This is a genomic window from Shewanella sp. AC91-MNA-CIBAN-0169 (assembly GCF_040310165.1).
Lineage (GTDB): Bacteria > Pseudomonadota > Gammaproteobacteria > Enterobacterales > Shewanellaceae > Shewanella.
Map to the genome: position 1 here is coordinate 100,215 of NZ_JBEOPM010000002.1, position 19,630 is coordinate 119,844.

General features: G+C 40.6%; 11 protein-coding genes and 1 pseudogene. 8 read left to right on the forward strand and 4 right to left on the reverse strand.

The genetic code is table 11. The annotated features are described in order from the left end of the window. Positions 1-21: 21 nt before the first annotated feature. Positions 22-1,362 carry an exodeoxyribonuclease VII large subunit gene (gene xseA, locus AAEY98_RS02885; RefSeq protein ID WP_101085484.1) on the reverse strand — a complete coding sequence of 447 codons (1,341 nt, stop codon included), beginning with the start codon at positions 1,360-1,362 and terminating at the stop codon, positions 22-24. A 118-nt stretch (positions 1,363-1,480) separates the two neighbouring features. On the opposite strand from xseA, the gene guaB reads away from it, so the two are divergent. The 3 genes from guaB to tadA all read left to right on the forward strand — a co-directional run bounded on the left by guaB (position 1,481) and on the right by tadA (position 5,297). Continuing rightward, complete coding sequence (gene guaB / locus AAEY98_RS02890; protein WP_101085482.1) at positions 1,481-2,947, forward strand: IMP dehydrogenase; 1,467 nt, start codon at positions 1,481-1,483, stop codon at positions 2,945-2,947. Positions 2,948-3,051: 104 nt separating this feature from the next. Then, positions 3,052-4,629: a glutamine-hydrolyzing GMP synthase gene (guaA, locus tag AAEY98_RS02895; RefSeq protein WP_192115363.1), complete on the forward strand. Its 1,578-nt coding sequence runs from the start codon at positions 3,052-3,054 to the stop codon at positions 4,627-4,629. 188 nt (positions 4,630-4,817) lie between these two features. Further along, positions 4,818-5,297 (forward strand): tRNA adenosine(34) deaminase TadA, encoded by a 480-nt coding sequence (tadA, locus tag AAEY98_RS02900; protein WP_206780909.1) that lies wholly within the window; start codon positions 4,818-4,820, stop codon positions 5,295-5,297. A gap of 315 nt (positions 5,298-5,612) precedes the next feature. Here the strand turns inward: tadA and mltF are convergent, their stop codons facing one another. Beyond that, positions 5,613-7,043: a membrane-bound lytic murein transglycosylase MltF gene (mltF, locus tag AAEY98_RS02905; protein ID WP_192115362.1), complete on the reverse strand. Its 1,431-nt coding sequence runs from the start codon at positions 7,041-7,043 to the stop codon at positions 5,613-5,615. A gap of 355 nt (positions 7,044-7,398) precedes the next feature. Between mltF and purL the strand changes: the two genes are divergently transcribed. The 5 genes from purL (at position 7,399) to AAEY98_RS02930 (ending at position 16,072) form a co-directional block, all read left to right on the forward strand. Beyond that, positions 7,399-11,280 carry a phosphoribosylformylglycinamidine synthase gene (gene purL, locus AAEY98_RS02910; protein WP_351014859.1) on the forward strand — a complete coding sequence of 1,294 codons (3,882 nt, stop codon included), beginning with the start codon at positions 7,399-7,401 and terminating at the stop codon, positions 11,278-11,280. Between the two features lie 1,139 nt (positions 11,281-12,419). Continuing rightward, the gene (locus AAEY98_RS02915; RefSeq protein WP_351014861.1) at positions 12,420-13,976 is read left to right on the forward strand and encodes a cytochrome ubiquinol oxidase subunit I; all 1,557 of its coding nucleotides are present in this window, start codon (positions 12,420-12,422) and stop codon (positions 13,974-13,976) included. 15 nt (positions 13,977-13,991) lie between these two features. Continuing rightward, complete coding sequence (cydB, locus tag AAEY98_RS02920) at positions 13,992-15,131, forward strand: cytochrome d ubiquinol oxidase subunit II (protein WP_351014863.1); 1,140 nt, start codon at positions 13,992-13,994, stop codon at positions 15,129-15,131. Positions 15,132-15,148: 17 nt separating this feature from the next. Beyond that, entirely contained in the window at positions 15,149-15,259 is a 111-nt protein-coding gene (gene cydX, locus AAEY98_RS02925; RefSeq protein WP_011636618.1) for a cytochrome bd-I oxidase subunit CydX, read from the forward strand. A gap of 363 nt (positions 15,260-15,622) precedes the next feature. Then, positions 15,623-16,072, forward strand: a complete 450-nt coding sequence (locus AAEY98_RS02930; protein ID WP_192115360.1) for a host attachment protein — start codon at positions 15,623-15,625, stop codon at positions 16,070-16,072. 164 nt (positions 16,073-16,236) lie between these two features. Here AAEY98_RS02930 and AAEY98_RS02935 read toward each other — a convergent pair. Both AAEY98_RS02935 and AAEY98_RS02940 read right to left on the reverse strand, forming a co-directional pair. After that, positions 16,237-17,022 (reverse strand): annotated as a pseudogene (locus tag AAEY98_RS02935) (efflux RND transporter permease subunit); the annotation flags it as partial. A gap of 108 nt (positions 17,023-17,130) precedes the next feature. Next, positions 17,131-19,581: a 6-hydroxymethylpterin diphosphokinase MptE-like protein gene (locus tag AAEY98_RS02940; protein WP_351014865.1), complete on the reverse strand. Its 2,451-nt coding sequence runs from the start codon at positions 19,579-19,581 to the stop codon at positions 17,131-17,133. Positions 19,582-19,630 lie beyond the last annotated feature (49 nt).

The following is a 19,630-nucleotide window of genomic DNA, read 5'->3' on the forward strand; positions in this document are numbered from 1 at the left end:
CTATCATCGAAATCATGCTTGTTATTTAGTTGAAACATCTGTCACGGTGGAGGTGACACTTCCTTGCTTTAACCGAGTATGAATTACATCACCATTGCTTAATTGATTGGCATTTTCGATAACATGCTCATTGGTACTTGTGATTGAGTAACCTCGGCTCAAGGTTGCCAGCGGGCTGACGGTATCAAGTTTATGGGCGGCCTGTGAAACTCGTGATTCAGCCTGTTTAAAATAATCTTTACTGGCGTCGTTAAAGCGTTCAATTAAATACCCAAGCCGTTGTTTTTCTATGGTTAAGGTATTAATTGGTGAACGTTGTTGCAAGCGATTATGTAATTGCTGGTGGCGTAAGGTTAGGCGACTGAGTTTATGCTGTAAGGCATTTTCTAAGCGCATTTGCATTTCGTCAAATCGTTGTTCAAATTGCTGCAGTTTATGTTGCGGCTCATGGCGTTGGAGTTGGTGAGATAACTGAGTTAATCGTCCATACTGCTGCAATTGGTAATGTTTCATCCCTTGCTGTAAACGCGATAGCAATAGCGCCAACTTTTCAGCTTTATTGCCTTTGTCTTTCGATAATAATTCAGCACCGGCTGACGGCGTAGGGGCGCGTACATCGGCAACATAATCACTGATAGTGGTATCTATTTCATGGCCAACAGCGCTCACCACAGGCAGTGCGCTGTTGTAAATCGCATGGGCTAAATGTTCGCTGTTGAAGCACCATAAATCTTCTAACGAGCCACCACCACGGGTAAGCAACAGTACATCAACTTCCATGCGTTGATTGGCAGTAACAATGGCTTGGCAGATTAATTGACTGGCTGTAGCACCTTGAACTTGAGTGGGGTACACAACCACTTCGATTGAGGGATCTCGGCGTGCTAATACATGCAAGATGTCTCGCAACGCCGCACCCGTTGCCGATGTGATGACACCAATTCGTTGGATATTAGTTGGAATAGGGCGTTTGGTTTCTAGGGAAAATAGGCCTTCAGCGGCCAATTTTAGTTTTAATGCTTCAAATTCTTGTGCGAGTAGTCCATCACCTGCTGGCAACATTGACTCAAGTAGCAGCTGATAATCGCCACGAGGCTCGTAAACACTGATGGCGCCTTTAATCAACACTTGTTGACCATTGACGGGTTTAAAGCGCACAGATTGATTACGGCCCTTAAACATGGCACAGCGAACTTGTGAATGAGCGTCTTTTAAGGTGAGATACCAGTGCCCTGAACTTGGGGCCGAAAAGTTTGATATTTCACCATTTAGCCAAATTTTGCCGATTTGACCTTCAAGAATATGCCTCACTTCGCTATTTAATTGCGAAACACTATAAACATTGTTTTTTGTGGCACTCATGAGAGTTCTCATTCTAACGTTAATAAAAATCCATTTTCCATTTACCAACTGCAATATGCAAGGTATAATCTCGCCGCAATATTTCACCTCAAATCCTACTTACTAGGGAGATGTTGCCATGCTACGTTTACTGAAAGATGCACTAACCTTTGATGATGTGTTGTTGGTTCCTGCCCACTCGACCGTACTCCCTAATACCGCTGTTCTTAAAACTCGTTTAACGACTAAAATCGAATTAAATATTCCACTTGTGTCTGCTGCTATGGACACTGTGACTGAATCTCGTCTTGCGATCGCGATGGCGCAAGAAGGTGGTTTAGGATTTATTCATAAAAACATGAGTATTGAGCAACAAGCCGAAGAAGTCCGTAAAGTTAAAAGTTATGAAGCCGGTATTGTTCAAGATCCCGTTACTGTTACACCTACCACAAGCTTAACTGATTTACGTTTATTAACTGAACATAATGGTTTTGCTGGTTACCCTGTAGTCAATGATGCACACGAACTAGTGGGCATTATTACAGGTCGTGACGTGCGTTTTGTGACTGATTGGAGCAAAACCGTTGCCGACATGATGACCCCTAAAGATCGTCTAGTCACAGTAACTGAAGGTACTAAGTTAGATGAAGTACAAAAACTAATGCATTCTCATCGTATTGAGAAAGTCTTAGTGGTTGATAAAAACTTTAAACTTAAAGGCTTAGTCACCGTTAAAGATTTCGAAAAAGCTGAACGCAAACCAAACGCATGTAAAGACGAATTAGGTCGTTTACGTGTGGGCGCTGCAGTTGGCGCGGGTCCTGGCAATGAAGAGCGTGTTGACGCGCTCGTAAAAGCCGGTGTTGACGTGTTATTGATTGACTCATCACATGGTCACTCAGAAGGCGTATTGCAGCGTATTCGTGACACTAGAGCCAAATACCCTGATTTACAAATTGTTGGCGGCAACGTTGCCACCGCATCTGGTGCAATTGCGCTAGTTGAAGCGGGCGTTAACGCCGTTAAAGTCGGTATTGGCCCTGGTTCAATTTGTACCACTCGTATTGTAACGGGTGTCGGTGTACCACAAATCACTGCGGTATCTGATGCTGCTGAAGCAGTACTCGCCTTAGGCATTCCTGTTATTGCTGATGGCGGTATTCGTTTTTCTGGCGACTTAGCTAAAGCATTAGCTGCAGGTGCATCATGCATCATGGCGGGTTCTATGTTTGCTGGTACTGAAGAAGCGCCGGGTGAAACTGAACTTTACCAAGGTCGTGCTTATAAGTCATACCGTGGTATGGGATCTCTGGGCGCTATGGGCCAAACTCAAGGTTCATCTGACCGTTACTTCCAAAGTGACAACGCAGCAGACAAACTCGTACCTGAAGGTGTTGAAGGTCGCGTGCCGTACAAAGGTAAGTTGAAAGAGATCATTCATCAACACATGGGCGGCTTGCGTTCATGCATGGGCTTAACCGGTTGTGCCACGATTAAAGAGTTAAATGAAAAAGCACAGTTTGTAAGAGTGACTTCAGCAGGTATGGGTGAGTCACACGTTCATGACGTGACTATTACCAAAGAAGCACCAAACTATCGTTCGTAATTATGATAAGGGCGACGTTATGTCGCCCTCGTTTTATTAGCGTTAATTTGACCGCATCAATTGGATGCGAGTTATTACACTTAATTAATATGTAAAGGTTATTCATGAGTAATATTCACGATCATAAGATTCTAATCCTCGATTTTGGTTCTCAGTACACTCAACTTATTGCGCGTCGTATCCGTGAAATTGGTGTGTATTGTGAGTTATGGGCGTGGGATGTGAGCGAAGCGCAAATTCGTGAGTTTGCCCCAAATGGTATTATTTTAGCCGGTGGCCCTGAAAGTGTCACAGCAGACAATTCACCGCGTGCCCCTGAATATGTGTTTACTGCTGGTGTACCGGTATTGGGTATTTGTTACGGCATGCAAACCATGTCAGAGCAGCTGGGTGGCAAAGTGATTCAAGGCGTTGGCGAAGGTGAGTTTGGTTACGCACAAATTGAATTGCAAACCACATCAGCTTTGTTTAAAAGCATTGAAGATGCCGTTAGCGAAGAAGGCAAACCTTTGCTTGATGTGTGGATGAGCCACGGCGATAAAGTGTCTGCTATCCCTGAAGGTTTTGTGACCGTCGCTAAAACAGCAACTTGTCCGTTTGCTGCGATGGCCAATGAAGATAAAGGTTTTTACGGCGTACAGTTTCACCCAGAAGTGACGCATACTCGCCAAGGTCAGCGTATGCTAGAGCATTTTGCGCTAGACATTTGTGGCTGTAAAGCCAATTGGAAGCCATCATCAATTATTGAAGATGCTATTGAGCGTTTAAAAAAGCAAATTGGTGATGACGAAGTTATTCTGGGTTTATCTGGCGGGGTAGATTCATCGGTTGTGGCGATGTTATTACATCGTGCGATTGGCGATAAACTAACGTGTGTGTTTGTTGATAACGGTTTGCTGCGTTTGAATGAAGCGGATCAAGTATTAGAAATGTTTGGCGATCATTTTGGACTCAAAATTGTTCACGTCGATGCTGAAAACCGTTTCTTAGATGCGATGGCTGGCGAAGCAGAACCAGAAGCCAAACGTAAAATCATTGGCCGTGTGTTTGTTGAGATTTTCGACGAAGAATCAAAGAAATGCGCTAATGCCAAATGGCTAGCCCAAGGTACTATTTATCCTGATGTTATTGAATCAGCGGGCAGTGCAACGGGTAAAGCGCATGTGATTAAGTCGCACCACAATGTTGGCGGTTTACCTGCCAATATGAAGATGGGTTTAGTTGAGCCATTACGTGAATTATTTAAAGATGAAGTGCGTAAAATCGGTTTAGAGTTAGGCTTGCCTTACAACATGCTTTATCGTCATCCGTTTCCAGGACCTGGTCTAGGTGTTCGTGTACTTGGCGAAGTCAAAAAAGAGTATTGTGATTTATTGCGCAGTGCCGATGCTATCTTTATTGAAGAACTGCATAAAGCTGATTTGTATAATAAAGTCAGCCAAGCCTTTACCGTTTTCTTACCTGTTCGTTCGGTAGGCGTAATGGGTGATGGTCGTAAGTATGATTGGGTTGTATCGCTGCGTGCGGTAGAAACTATCGACTTTATGACTGCGCATTGGGCACATTTACCGTATGATTTCTTGGGTCGCGTGTCGAATCGTATTATCAATGAAGTCGATGGTATTTCACGTGTGGTTTATGATATTTCAGGTAAGCCACCTGCAACAATTGAATGGGAATAACGCTGTAGCGTGACTCCTTACTTTAAATAAAAAGACGCTGCGGCGTCTTTTTTATTTGCTAGAATAGCCGCGTATGACAATTACCTAGGTTTTATAGAGTGACAGATACCCCAAAAAAACACGTTTCCAGCGATACTTGCCCACTTTCTAATGCGCACAATGAGAAATCGAATCAGCTTCAGCGCGCCATTGATGAAAAGTGGATGCGTTTAGCGATGCAACTTGCCGAGCAAGCCGAGCTAAAAGGCGAAGTGCCAGTGGGTGCCGTATTGGTTAAAGACGATGTATTGATTGCCAGTGGTTGTAATTTAAGTATTGTGAATCACGATCCAACCGCTCATGCCGAGATGGAATGTATTCGTCAAGCCGGCAAGGTGTTAGAGAATTATCGTATGCTCGACACGACTTTATATGTCACGTTAGAACCCTGCACTATGTGCGCAGGTGCCATGGTGCACAGTCGTATTGCGCGGGTTGTTTATGGTGCAGATGATTTAAAAACTGGCGCGGCAGGTAGCGTGATTAATTTATTACAACATCCAGTTTTTAATCATCAGCTTGAAGTCAGTTCAGGTGTGTTGGCAGCAGAGTGTGGTGCGCAGCTAAGTGCATTTTTTCAACGACGTAGAGCAGAAAAAAAAGCACTCAAACAGTTAGCTATAAAATAGACTGATTGAGTGACTGGTTTTTATGTGGTTAACGGAAGATTAATTTTCAGTTTGTACCAATAAAAAATGAGCTCGTTGACGATTTTGAATGCGGCTTTTATGTACTTTAAGCATGACGCGACGACGTGACATGGTGTTGCTTATAGCTCTTCTTCTCATACCGTGATCCCTTAATATTGGCTAACCTCATCGAGGTTACTGATAAACCGCATACTTTAGCAGAATGCTTTCTTACGATAAATTCAGCACCATAGTACCTTATATTCGTGACAATTATCGGTCAGGTTTATGACGATAATCGTGTCAGCACAAAAATTAGTGTGCTGCTTCATGGATATTTTTTGAAGCGTCTTCAGCAATGATTTCAATTTGTTGAGGTTCTTCAATAATCTCCAACTTTTGGGTTTGATTATCGATCCACACTAAGGTGTCGTAATAACGACGAATACTGTCAACATAATGAACAGCTTCGCTACCACGGGCATAACCATATCGAGTTTGTTTATAATATTTAGATTGTTGCAGCAAAGGTAATACTTTTTTGACATCACGCCATGCGCTAGGATCCATTCCCATTGATTCAGTTAATCGTCGTGCATCTTCAACATGACCTAAACCGATATTATAGGAAGCCAGTGCGAACCAGATCCGTTGAGCTTCAGAGATGGTGTCAGGCAATCTCTCCATCATGTCTTTTAAATAAAATGCCCCACCACGTATGCTTTGTTCTGCATCTAAGCGATCATCTACACCAACATAAGCCGCTGTAGGTTGGGTTAGCATCATCATACCTCTCACCCCTGTTGGTGAGCGAGCACTCGGGTTCCAGTGTGATTCTTGATAACTAGCAGCCGCTAATTTACGCCAATCTAACTCTCCAGAATACTGCTCGAAAAAACTACGATATTCGGGCAGAATATTATCAATTGCGCGGATAAAGGCACGAGTATCAACGTAATCAAAACGCTTAACATGGCCAAAATACTTCTCGTTTAAATGCTCCAGCGTACCCGCACGCCTTTCTTTATGCCAAAAAGCCAATAGTTTACTCATTAAACGGTCGCTGTTATTCGGCGGTAATAGCCACACCACTTCGACCTTTTCTTCTAAAATCATCCCCGCGCGTAGTTCAGGTAAAAAACGCTGATTGATCAATAAACTATTTGAATCTGAAATGGTGTAGTTCAATTCACCGTTGGCAATTAATGCAAACAGTTCTTCATTGTCTTTGTCGTTGACTTGATTCCACATCAACTCAGGATAGTCTTTTTGTAATTTGGTTAAGGTATTGACTGAAGATGAGTTAGCCATGACAGTAATTTCACCTGACAGAGTGCTAATGTCTTTGGGCTCCGGAGTGCCTTCCTTATAAACCAATACTTGGTTGACTTTATATAAGGTGGGTCCGAGCTTAAATTGTTGACTACGGTTAGGGGTTTTAGCGATGCCAGCCGCAATAATATCAATCTTGTTTTCTTTTAATGCCGCGAATAATTGCTTGCGATTGGTGTACGGGATCATTTCTAAAGGAACGGCTAAATAGTCAGCAAAGCGCTGCGCCATTTCGAAGTCGAATCCGCTTTCACCCTGTTCTGAATTAAGATAAATCTGCGGGCCATATAATGTCCCTACCTTTAATACGGTACGCTTAGGTGCGGGGGCAGCAATATCAACATTTTGAATATCAACAGGTTGACAGGCGGATAACATCCCGCAAAGTAAGATTATGAATAAGGTTTTGATCATATTTATTAATTGGTTATCTTAAGTTGTTTCGTTAATGTCACCAGAGTGATGTGTAAAAACGAATGAAATACCGGTTGAATAGCCTTTAAATATGTAGGGGAGTTAGCTTATTTTTTGCTTACTTTATCAGTAGTTTTCCTAAACGCCTATAGTTGAGTAAATAAGCAGCATTTAGTGGTTGTTTTTTGTTAAAAGGTAAAGTGTTTATGTTATTCATTTTAGCATTACTTGAGTGGGATATTTTCCCTATCAGGAAACACTGTTTTCACCTGCGCTTGAAGGTGATTTGTAGTGTGCAATTCCCTATAATAGCGCCAATTCTGATCCTCCTATATTATAAAGGTGAATAGACGTGATGGAAATCATTCGCGGAGCCCCAGCACTATCTGCATTTAGAGTTCAAAAACTCATGGAGGCTTGCGAAAACGCAGCGCTTCCTGTATCGCAAATTTATGCTGAATATGTACATTTAGCCAATTTGAGTGAACCACTAGATGATAATGAACGTCTACAGTTAGAAACTATTCTTACTTATGGCCCAGCTATTGAGTCTCATGCCCCACAAGGCACTTTACTGTTTGTTACTCCTCGTCCTGGCACTATTTCTCCTTGGTCTTCTAAAGCAACTGATATTGCCCACAACTGTGGCTTAGGCAAAGTTAACCGTCTTGAGCGTGGTATTGCTTATTATGTTGAAGCGTCAGTATTAACAGCCGAGCAGCAAAAACTACTGCAAGGTTTATTGCATGACCGCATGGTTGAAGTCATGCTGCCGGCGTTTGAAGCTGCTGAAATATTATTTGCTCGTACAGAACCAGCAAAATTTAGCAGTGTGAATATTCTTGCTGAAGGCCGCCGCGCCTTAGAAGTGGCCAATATTAAGCTAGGCTTGGCCCTTGCCGATGATGAAATTGACTATTTAATTGAAAATTTTGTTCGTTTAAAGCGTAACCCTAACGACATCGAACTAATGATGTTTGCTCAAGCAAACTCGGAACATTGTCGCCACAAAATTTTCAATGCAGACTGGACAATCGATGGCGAAGTACAGCCAAAATCATTGTTCAAAATGATTAAAAACACTTTTGAAGTCACGCCCGATTACGTGTTATCAGCTTACAAAGATAATGCCGCAGTGATGACGGGTCCGGTAGCGGGTCGTTTTTTCCCTGATCCTGATGGTGTTTATAACTATCACACCGAACCAATGCATATATTGATGAAAGTAGAAACTCACAATCATCCAACCGCTATTAGCCCATATCCTGGCGCTGCTACTGGTTCTGGTGGTGAAATTCGCGATGAGGGTGCTACTGGCCGAGGTTCTAAACCTAAAGCGGGTTTATCTGGTTTTACTGTTTCTAACTTGAAAATTCCTGGTTTTGTACAACCATGGGAAGGGGATTACGGTAAGCCAGATCGCATCGTCACTCCGTTAGAAATCATGCTCGAAGGCCCTCTTGGCGGCGCAGCATTTAACAATGAATTTGGTCGTCCTGCCATTACCGGTTATTTCCGCACCTACGAGCAATTAGTCTCTAGCCACAATGGCGTTGAAGTGCGTGGTTATCATAAGCCGATTATGATTGCCGGTGGCTTAGGCAATATCCGAGAAGAACACGTTCAAAAAGGTGAGATTACCGTTGGCGCTAAGCTTATTGTGCTTGGTGGACCGGCAATGAACATTGGCTTAGGTGGCGGCGCCGCATCTTCTATGGCGTCTGGTCAGTCTAGCGAAGATTTAGATTTTGCCTCTGTACAACGTGAAAACCCAGAAATGGAACGTCGTTGTCAGGAAGTTATCGACCGCTGCTGGCAGTTAGGTGACACCAACCCAATTCAATTTATTCACGATGTGGGCGCTGGTGGATTATCTAATGCGTTCCCTGAGTTAGTGAATGATGCTGATCGCGGTGGGGTATTCAATTTACGTAATGTTCCTTCTGACGAGCCAGGCATGAGCCCGCTTGAAATTTGGTGTAATGAATCTCAAGAGCGTTATGTGTTATCGGTTGCACCAGAGAACTTACAACAATTTGCTGATATTTGTGCCCGTGAACGTGCACCATTTGCGGTGGTTGGTGAAGCGACTGCAGAGATGCATTTAACGCTTGCCGACAGTCACTTTAATAACAAGCCGATTGATTTACCGCTTGAAGTTTTATTAGGTAAAGCGCCTAAAATGAGCCGTGATGTGGTGACAGCCAAAGCAGTATCGCCAGCGTTAGATCAAACTAAAATTGAGCTAAAAGATGCCGTTAAGCGCATTTTAACCTTGCCAACCGTGGCTGACAAAACCTTCCTTATCACCATAGGTGATCGCTCCGTCACTGGTTTAGTTAATCGCGACCAAATGGTGGGTCCATGGCAGATTCCGGTTGCCGACTGCGCAGTAACCGCATCAAGTTATGACAGCTACTGCGGTGAAGCGATGTCGATGGGTGAGCGTACTCCGTTAGCCTTACTCGATTTCGACGCCTCTGCTCGTATGGCAGTTGCCGAATCGATTATGAACATTGCTGGTACTGACATTGGCTCGTTCAAGCGTATTAAGCTTTCTGCTAACTGGATGTCTCCAGCGGGTCATCCAGGCGAAGATGCGGGTTTATACCAGGCGGTTAAAGCGATTGGTGAAGACCTTTGTCCTGAACTCGGTATCACGATTCCTGTCGGTAAAGACTCCATGTCGATGAAAACCGCATGGGAAGAAAATGGTACTCAGAAAACTGTCACATCGCCTATGTCGTTAGTTATTACCGCCTTTGGTGTGGTGCAAGACATTCGTAAAACGGTAACGCCACAACTTCGCAGTGATAAAGGTGACAGCGCATTATTAATGCTGGACTTAAGCAATGGCCAAAATCGTTTAGGCGGTTCTTGTTTAGCGCAGGTTTATAGTGAGTTAGGCGATATTGCACCCACATTAGATAAAACCGCCAACTTAGCGGGCTTTTTTGAAGTGATGCAGCAGTTAGTCGCCGAGCAAGCGGTTATGGCTTATCACGATCGTAGTGACGGTGGTTTATTTACCACCTTAGTGGAAATGGCCTTTGCCGGTAATACCGGGTTAATGATTGATTTAGCCAGCTTGAATGGTACTGATTTAGAGCGTTTATTTAACGAAGAAATTGGTGCTGTAATTCAAGTCAGTGCTGTTGATGCCAAAGCCATTGCCGCACAATTTGAGGCTAAAGGTGTCACGTGTCATCACATTGGTGGCTTACAAGCGGCAAACAAGATTAGCATTAACGATGGCGAGCGAGTGATATTTGCTGACAGCCGTACTGCACTGCGTACCTTATGGTCAGAAACAACCTATCGCATGCAAGCGCTACGTGACAACCCAGAATGTGCGCGTGAAGAGTATGAGCTTAAACAACAAGCTGATGCGCCAGGATTAACGGTTAAATTAGGCTTTAATCCAAGTGAAGATGTGGCTGCACCTTATATTCTTAAAGGCGCTGCCCCTAAAATGGCTATTTTACGTGAGCAAGGCGTTAACTCTCATGTTGAAATGGCAGCCGCTTTTGACCGTGCCGGTTTTGAAAGCCGCGACGTGCACATGTCGGACATTTTATCTGGCCGTATTAGCCTTGAAGAATTCCAAGGCCTAGTGGCTTGTGGCGGATTCTCATATGGTGACGTGTTAGGTGCTGGTGAAGGTTGGGCTAAGTCGATTCTGTTTAATGACCGTGCTCGCGATGAGTTTAGCCGTTTCTTCGAACGTGATTCAAGCATCGCCCTTGGCGTGTGTAATGGTTGTCAGATGTTATCTAATCTGAAAGAAATTATTCCAGGAAGTGAGCATTGGCCGCGTTTTGTGCGTAACCGCTCTGAGCGTTTTGAAGCTCGATTCAGTTTGGTTGAAGTGCAACAAAATCCATCGGTATTTTTTGACGGTATGGTTGGCTCTCGTATGCCTATCGCTGTATCGCATGGTGAAGGCTTAGTGGAATTTGCTAATGCTCAAGCGTTAGCAAATGCAGAAGCATCGGGCACTATTGCACTGCGTTATGTTGATGGTCATGGTCAAATTGCGACCCAGTACCCAGAAAATCCAAATGGTTCTGCCAATGGCTTAACGGGTATTTGTACCACTGATGGTCGCGTAACCATTATGATGCCGCATCCTGAGCGAGTATTCAGAACTGTTGCTAATTCATGGCATCCAGATAACTGGGGTGAAGATAGCCCATGGATGCGCATGTTCCGTAATGCACGAGTGAAAATCGGCTAATCGCAAATTAAATTTTTAGTTTAGCTAAAGCACTTGATTTAGCTAAAACACTTAATTTATAAAGCAAAAGGCGACTCCTTTGAGTCGCCTTTTTTATTGGTTTCAATTTGTTTACCGCTGCTGATTTTATGTTGTCGTGATAAAGAAAAACCCCATAGATTTATTCTATGGGGTTTTCTGATTCGTTATCCTTGGATCATAACGATTACCGCTTAATATTATTTCTGCGCTAACAAAAACATTTACTAAACACGGTATAGATAAAAACGTGAGCTCGCTTATTTCACTTCTTTAGCAGTAAACATTTCAGTAAAAACACGTTTGTACAAGTTGGCAATATGTTCGAATAATTGAGTCATAGCACATTCTCTCTAGGTTAGGTCACTGGAATTAAGACAACGACTCATTGCACTACTTAGTGTTCGTCTTCTTAATTGTGCGCAAATTATACAATTGAACTAATGTATGCTCAAACGAGAAAAAATGATGTTTGACATTAGTTTATTTAATGAATTATTGTATTTTTTTAATTTAATTTTTAAAATAAATTTACTTATACTCAATACAAACAGTGAGTTATGTATTTCTTGGTGTATTGTTAATTGTAGAAATATTTATCTAATATTAATTTTTTGTGTATTTAACTACTTTTTATTAACAATCTGAGTGAGTAGGGTGTTTTGTCAAAAATAAGACATGCTTGCTTTTTATTCCTAGCAATTATCCATTTTTTGTCAATACCTCAAGATAGGGTGAAGATGGTTGTACAATTTTTATTACAACGAATACCACAAGTTTCTTGTTGAGTTGTGATCCATCTGACATCAAATGTGTATCGAATAGGTGTGAGATCGACTGTAAAGGACTGATTTTTTAAGTCAAAAAATTATTCATGCAAAAAATCTAATGCTTATCACATTTTTGACTAAAAAATATGATCTACAAAGTGAATTTGCCGTAAGATATAGGGCGTTTAGGACTGGACTTGAAAACACAGGCAAATAGATTAATTTATCATTTTTCACTCTTTGGTGAGTTGTCCACTGCTTCAATATTACCGTTTTCAGGTATAACATCATCATTATGGTAACCGAGTGTTGCTATGTCGTATTTGGTTGTACTGAAGTAAGGAGTCGCCAATGATTATCGAAGAGGTCGTTGAGCTATCGCGTTTTCAATTTGCGCTGACAGCCATGTATCATTTTTTATTTGTTCCACTCACCCTAGGTTTAGCCTTTATTCTTGCGATTATGGAATCACTGTATGTGATGACCAATAAGCAAGTTTATAAAGACATGACTAAATTTTGGGGTAAGTTGTTTGGGATTAACTTTGCCTTAGGCGTAACAACGGGTTTAGCGATGGAGTTCCAGTTTGGTACTAACTGGTCCTACTATTCTCATTACGTAGGTGACATTTTTGGCGCGCCTCTGGCGATTGAAGGCTTAATGGCGTTCTTCCTTGAGTCTACGTTAGTCGGGATGTTCTTTTTTGGTTGGGATCGCTTCAGCAAACGCCAACATTTAGTCGTCACTTGGCTTGTCGCTCTTGGCTCTAATATGTCAGCTTTATGGATTTTGATCGCCAATGGTTGGATGCAAAATCCAGTGGGTTCGGTGTTTAACTACGAAACTATGCGTATGGAAATGACTAATTTTGCCGAAGTGGTATTTAACCCCGTCGCGCAAGTTAAGTTTGTTCATACCGTCGCATCTGGTTATGTTGCCGGTGCCATGTTTGTACTTGCCATTAGCTCATATTACATATTGAAAGGCCGAGATTTACCTTTTGCTCGTCGCTCATTCGCTATTGCAGCAAGCTTTGGTATGGCATCCATTTTATCAGTCATCGTGTTAGGCGATGAATCGGGTTATGAAGTCGGTGAAGTGCAACGTGTTAAATTAGCGGCAATTGAAGCTGAATGGCACACTGAACCTGCACCAGCAGCCTTTACGGCATTTGGTTTCCCTAACCAAGAAACTATGCACACGGATTACGCCGTTAAGATCCCATATGCGATGGGTATCATTGCGACACGTTCTTTAGATGGAGAAGTAACCGGTATTAAGGATCTTATTAAAGATCACGAAGTACGAATTCGTAACGGTATGATTGCGTATGCTTTACTTGAAAAATTACGTGCAGGTGATAAATCGGTTGAGGTTAGAGAGCAATTTGAAGCAACCAAAATCGACCTAGGTTATGGTTTCTTGCTTAAGCGTTATACCGACAAAGTGGTGGATGCGACTGAAGAGCAAATTATTGCAGCGTCTTATGACTCAATTCCTACCGTGGCGCCTATGTTCTGGAGTTTCCGCTTAATGGTTGGCTCTGGGATGATAATGCTATTGGTGTTTGCTGCCGCCTTCTGGCAAAGCACTCGTCATCAAATCGCCGAGAAAAAGTGGGTACTTCGTGCTGCTCTTTACAGTTTGCCACTTCCATGGGTAGCCATTGAAGCTGGTTGGTTTGTGTCAGAGTTTGGTCGCCAACCTTGGACCATTTCTGAAGTGCTGCCAACATTCATGTCGGCGTCTAGTTTAACGACGGCGGATCTTTGGTTCAGTATTATTTCGATTACGGTGTTCTATACCATCCTGTTGGTGATAGAGGCTTACTTGATGTATAAGTTTGCTCGTCTTGGTCCAAGCAGCTTAAAGACCGGCCGTTACCATTTCGAAACCCAAGATGCTTAATCTGAGGACCTGATTATGTTTGATTATGAAGTATTAAGATTTATTTGGTGGGCGTTAATCGGCGTGCTGTTAATTGGTTTTACCGTGACAGATGGCTTTGATATGGGCGTAGGTATATTGTTACCCGTTATTGGTAAAGATGATACTGAACGCCGTATTATGATTAACACTATCGCACCACATTGGGACGGTAACCAAGTATGGCTAGTGACGGCGGGTGGTGCATTATTTGCTGCTTGGCCTATGGTCTACGCAGTATCGTTTTCGGGCTTTTATGTGGCAATGATGCTAGTACTATTTGCATTGTTTTTACGTCCAGTCGGTTTTGATTATCGCTCTAAAATTGAAGATCCAAGATGGCGTAAGTCATGGGATAGAGCATTATTTGTCGGCAGTTTTGTACCACCGTTAATCATTGGTGTGGCATTTGGTAACTTGCTTCAAGGCGTACCATTTAACTTTGATGAATATTTACGCGCCACTTATCATGGCGGTCTGTTGGGTTTATTGAATCCGTTTGGCTTATTAGCCGGTCTTGTGAGTGTCACTATGGTGATAATGCAAGGCTCTACATGGTTACAAATGAAGACCGACGGAGAGCTGCGCGTTAGAAGCGCTAAAGCATCGCAAATTTGTGGTGGTCTATTAGTGGTTCTGTTTGGTGCTGCAGGGGTTTGGCTTATAAACGGTATTGATGGTTATGTTATTACCTCAGCCCTCGACCTTGCTGGCCCGTCAAATCCAACTACTAAGACAGTGGCGGTTGAAGCGGGTGCTTGGTTAACCAACTATGATAAATATCCTCTTACCATGTTATTCCCGGTGTTAGGATTATTAATGCCAATATTGGTGATTTTTGCCAGTCGTTTAAATCGTAGTGGATTTGCGTTCTTTTTCAGTTCGCTTGCGGTTGCTTGTGTCATTTTAACCTGTGGTGCAGCAATGTTCCCATTTGTTATGCCTTCATCATTAGAGCCTAATGTGAGCTTAACAATGTGGGATGCTACAGCCAGTCAAATGTCACTAAAAGTGATGACCGTTGCCGCTATTATCTTCGTACCTACAGTATTAAGTTACACCATTTGGACTTACTACAAGATGTACGGCCGCTTAAATCGTGAGTATGTTGAAAACAACAAAAGCTCACTTTACTAAATTAAGGAGCAACGTCTATGTGGTATTTTGCGTGGATTTTAGGGGTATTGTTAGCGTGTTCATTCGGTATCATCAACGCGTTATGGCTTGAGAATACTGAAAATATGGATCGTAACAACGAACTATAAACGTTATATCGTTTGATATAAAAAAACCGCTTTAGTAATAAAGCGGTTTTTTATTGGCTACTCATCTTGTTTACAAAATTAAAATCGACCGGTTTTAACTTATGACTCAATCTAGCACTCATTAGCTTGTTACTTAGTGGCTGTTAACAAAGCCAATTTTATGTTCAGTCGCCGCCTTTTAAAAAGCCCAAAAAATATGTAGTACGCTCGCCACTGCTAAGTAAGATTTTTATTCAAAGATACCAGGAAATACAGCTCAATTCCCAAGTGTTAACAGAAATATTGTCTATAATTAATTAACGCTAATTGTTTGTTTTTTGAACATGGCAATTTGTTAATAATGCACTTAACGGGAGATATATAATGAGCAGTTGGATTTTAGTCGCGGATAGCGCACATGCACGTCTATTTAACGCAGAAACAGCAAAATCTACATTAATTGAGATTAAGAGCATGATCCATCCCGAAGCACAGCAGCATGAACAGGAACTAACCTCAGATCTACCAGGCCGTCAGGCTGGAGGAGCAACCAATAGTCATCATTCTGTCGGGGGGAAAACAGAGCCTAAAAAGAATGAGGCTGTCGAATTTGCCAGGGAGATCTGTCGATACCTTGAGGCTGAATATAATGCGCACAAATTTAGCCAATTGATTGTTGTTGCCGCGCCTCATTTTCTAGGTAACTTACGCAAAGAAATGAGCACTAATGTCACTAAAATTGTTACGCTGGAAATAGATAAAGATATTGTAAAGCAGGACATCGACTCGATTAGAGGTCAGCTGCCAATTATCTTACCTAGCTTAGCCACATAAGCTGAAATTTAGATAATTAGGTTCGTTTATTAAGCTGTCATCATCATTACTCGTATGTCGGCAGCTTAATGGGGTATTTTTGTTTTTTTGTCACTTTCATTAAACTGCTGATTGTTAATTAGTCGCTAATCGATGTAATTAAACTATGCGATTAAGCCATGTAATTAAACCTGGGGGGTTAATGCCATATTGGCTCCAGCTTTCGGCTTCATCAATAAGGTATACATTACCGGCACCCAAATCAGTGACAACATAGTAGCTAATAGCGTACCGCCTGCAATAGCGATAGCAAAGGGGGGCCAAAAGCCGCCACCGGCAATAATTAGCGGTAAAAAGCCGCCTATGGTGGTGATAGTGGTTGAGCCAATATGACGCCCACAACTGCTCACCGTACTAATGATTAGGGCCAAATTGCCATCGCGCGCCTCGGGAATATCCTCAAGTTCTGCCAAAATAACAATTGCGGCATTAATGGCTAAACCCATCAATCCCAATAAACCGATAATGACGGTAAACCCAAACGGATAGCCAAATACATACACGGATAACAAGCCTAAACCGGCCGATTGAAAAGCACTCAGTAAAATGATGGCGGTTAATCTAAACGAGTTAAACGACAACACCACTGTAGCTAATAATAAAGTGACTACGAGCACAATGTTTGACAATAAATTACCTACCGCCTCATTACGTTTTGCGCTTTCACCACCTATTTCGAGATGATATCCAGCTGGAATGGACAAATTAGCAATAGCATCTTTAACCTCGTTGAGTACTTGTGCAGGCAATACACCACTGGTGATATAAGCCTCGATGGTATTGACGCGTTCACCATTTCTGCGGGGGATTGCACCGCGACTGACATTGATTTCGTTATAAGACAATGCCGATAGTGGAATGCCTGACCCCGATGGTGACCCTGACCCTGAAACTAGATTAATCTCGGCTAAAGGCTGTAGAGCCCTACAATCAAAACCTTGACAGAACCAACGTCTGGAGTAGATATTAGATTATTTAAATGTTTAGTCTCCTGCAATGATGTAAAATTAATTAATGAGTTAATCTTTTAAATTATATTTTGCAGTGTGGTTTTTTGGATCGATACTTAGTACCTGCATAAACACAGACTTTGCACTTTCTACTTCGCCTACAGTCATTAGAAATGAGCCTAACTTAAGTAATGCAGGAATATCTTCAGGATACTTATCCAGATAATCTAAATATATATTTAATGCTTGTTGGTTTTTTCCTTGCAAAGTCATTATATGTGCATATTGAGGTTGATATTCATCATTTAGTTGAACTATTTTAGAAAGATATAACTCCGAAATTGAAATTTTATTTAACTTTAAGGTTAGTACAATGATGTGCTTAAGCACATTCTCCCTCATTAAGTCTTCAGGTATTTTTATTGCGGCAGCCAAAGAGGAGTTGAACTCATTGTTTAAATAATCTCTATAGCTGACCGCCAAGTAATAAATTTCAATATTTTCTTTATTTTTAGATGATTCAGTGTACTGTATCATTTTTTCTATACCAGTTATAAATTTTCTTTGAAAAAAATAATTCAATTTTAAGTAAGCTTTGTCATTTGAGCTATCTTCTTGGATTTCTTTTTCTTTTTTGTTTTCGTTTTTGAGAAGTAGAAGTTTAAATTTTTCAATATGGGATTGAATTTTTATTATATCATCTGTACTTAAGTTTTCTACAGCCTCTGTTTTGTTCTCAAGTAATAATTCTGCTCGTCCAAATTGTTGATCATCAGTCCACTGCTGTAATAGAGCCGTTACATTTAATGGAGACTCATGTTCTAAAATTCTACTCTCTAATCTATTTTGAGCATTTAAAAAATGTTGATTCAAAATTTTAGCTATATCATAATAAGTTTGATAGTAAAGTAAAGTTTGATTATTCAGGTATTCTTGGTCCCAATCATCATTTTTTTTAGTTGATAAGAACTTTGTAAACTCATAATACCCATAAAATTTAACTAGATAAGAAGCAGTTTTAAATTCTTTATTTACGAAATTTTCAATAGAATCTATTTTTTTGAAAAGTGAAATTCTATCGCCCCTATTTTTTTTGATTTTATGACATATAATAATAGCATTGTTTATTTTTTTTATTATTTTTTTGAATGATAATAATACTAATTCTATTTCATCACGTTTATTTAACAATTTTTCAATAGTAAATATTGATTTAATGTTGATTGGTGATATGGAATTTAGTTTATTTATATCAATAGGTTCAAGAATTATATTAGAACTATCTATGTGCTGGATACCTTCAACTCGTGCAGCATTAACCGATAAGTTAATATATTTTATATTAGAACTGTTTGCTACTTGAGCCGTTAATGATACTAATGCTTGGACAAGTTGATAAGGTGTTTCTGCCATATCACCTGAATATGTTTCAACCCATTCGTAAATAGAGCCAATACTATGTCCTTTTGGGATATATGTTCCAGTAGTATGTGACATACCTGACTTAGAATGACATAAATCAACACCAGATAAGATTATCTTAGAAAACCCCATTTCTTTTGCAATATTAATAGCTGAATTTGTAACCGTTGGACCGACTGTTGAAATATTATTTAAACTTAAGTTGTCATTTATTAACATATCGCCAGTGAACAGCATCGCACCCTTCCATTGAGATATAATATTTGAGTTTGTATAGTTAGAATGTATTAGTAAATTATTTTCACCTAAAAGCATTAGATCTTTATTTGCATCAAAACTTATATCGTGAGGATCTACCGTTACTATTATGTCAGATTCAATGCCGTTTGAAATTAGTTTGTTTACAATTCTGGACACTGAAATTACAAATAGGTTTTTCCGGTTTTTTTTTATCCAGTGTATATTATCATCTAATGAAGGTCCTCCACCCAATACAATACAGTTTTCTCCATTAAAAGTGTTTTTAAGTATCGATGCGGGCGTTATATTTTCCGTAATGTTTTTTATTTCATTAGTTAGGAATATTTTGTTGGTAAACAATACGTGACTATCAAATCTTATATGTTCAATTGATGTTTCAACTCGATAGTTCAATGATGTGTAGTCTTCATGCTCATTACCGGAAGCCGCTAATGAGTAATGTGTTTTATATTTGTTTTTTACTATATACAAATTCACTTCGGTACTTTTTAAAATAGTTTCTAGTTCGATTTCAGTGCAGATAAAAATATTTTTTTTTAATTTTTCAGGAATTGTTATAGATAATAACTTTATAACTTCAGGCAGTTCAATGAATAGATATTTGCTTCCCGATGTTATTTTTGATTTTATTATGAAGTTGACTAGTAGACCTGAGTCCATTCCTATAAAAATATGTAAGGTATCAGTGTTCTCTAGTTCTTTTGATTTAAATTTATTTGTATAAATTGTGGTCGAATCCATTTTTTCAAATATAAATTTATTTACGCTAGGTAAATAGTATTCATTATATGGGCTGATAGCGAAAATGTTTTTAATAGTTGATTTAGGTGAATTCATTTCTCTCTCCATTCTTATGTCTAAAAGTCCTAGAAGGAATAATTATGTG

Excerpts from the sequence above, each read along its gene's own strand:
- xseA (WP_101085484.1), bottom strand. The coding sequence starts at position 1,362 with ATGAGTGCCACAAAAAACAATGTTTATAGTGTTTCGCAATTAAATAGC.
- guaB (WP_101085482.1), top strand. The coding sequence starts at position 1,481 with ATGCTACGTTTACTGAAAGATGCACTAACCTTTGATGATGTGTTGTTG.
- guaA (WP_192115363.1), top strand. The coding sequence starts at position 3,052 with ATGAGTAATATTCACGATCATAAGATTCTAATCCTCGATTTTGGTTCT.
- mltF (WP_192115362.1), bottom strand. The coding sequence starts at position 7,043 with ATGATCAAAACCTTATTCATAATCTTACTTTGCGGGATGTTATCCGCC.
- purL (WP_351014859.1), top strand. The coding sequence starts at position 7,399 with ATGGAAATCATTCGCGGAGCCCCAGCACTATCTGCATTTAGAGTTCAA.
- AAEY98_RS02915 (WP_351014861.1), top strand. The coding sequence starts at position 12,420 with ATGATTATCGAAGAGGTCGTTGAGCTATCGCGTTTTCAATTTGCGCTG.
- cydB (WP_351014863.1), top strand. The coding sequence starts at position 13,992 with ATGTTTGATTATGAAGTATTAAGATTTATTTGGTGGGCGTTAATCGGC.
- cydX (WP_011636618.1), top strand. The coding sequence starts at position 15,149 with ATGTGGTATTTTGCGTGGATTTTAGGGGTATTGTTAGCGTGTTCATTC.
- AAEY98_RS02930 (WP_192115360.1), top strand. The coding sequence starts at position 15,623 with ATGAGCAGTTGGATTTTAGTCGCGGATAGCGCACATGCACGTCTATTT.
- AAEY98_RS02940 (WP_351014865.1), bottom strand. The coding sequence starts at position 19,581 with ATGAATTCACCTAAATCAACTATTAAAAACATTTTCGCTATCAGCCCA.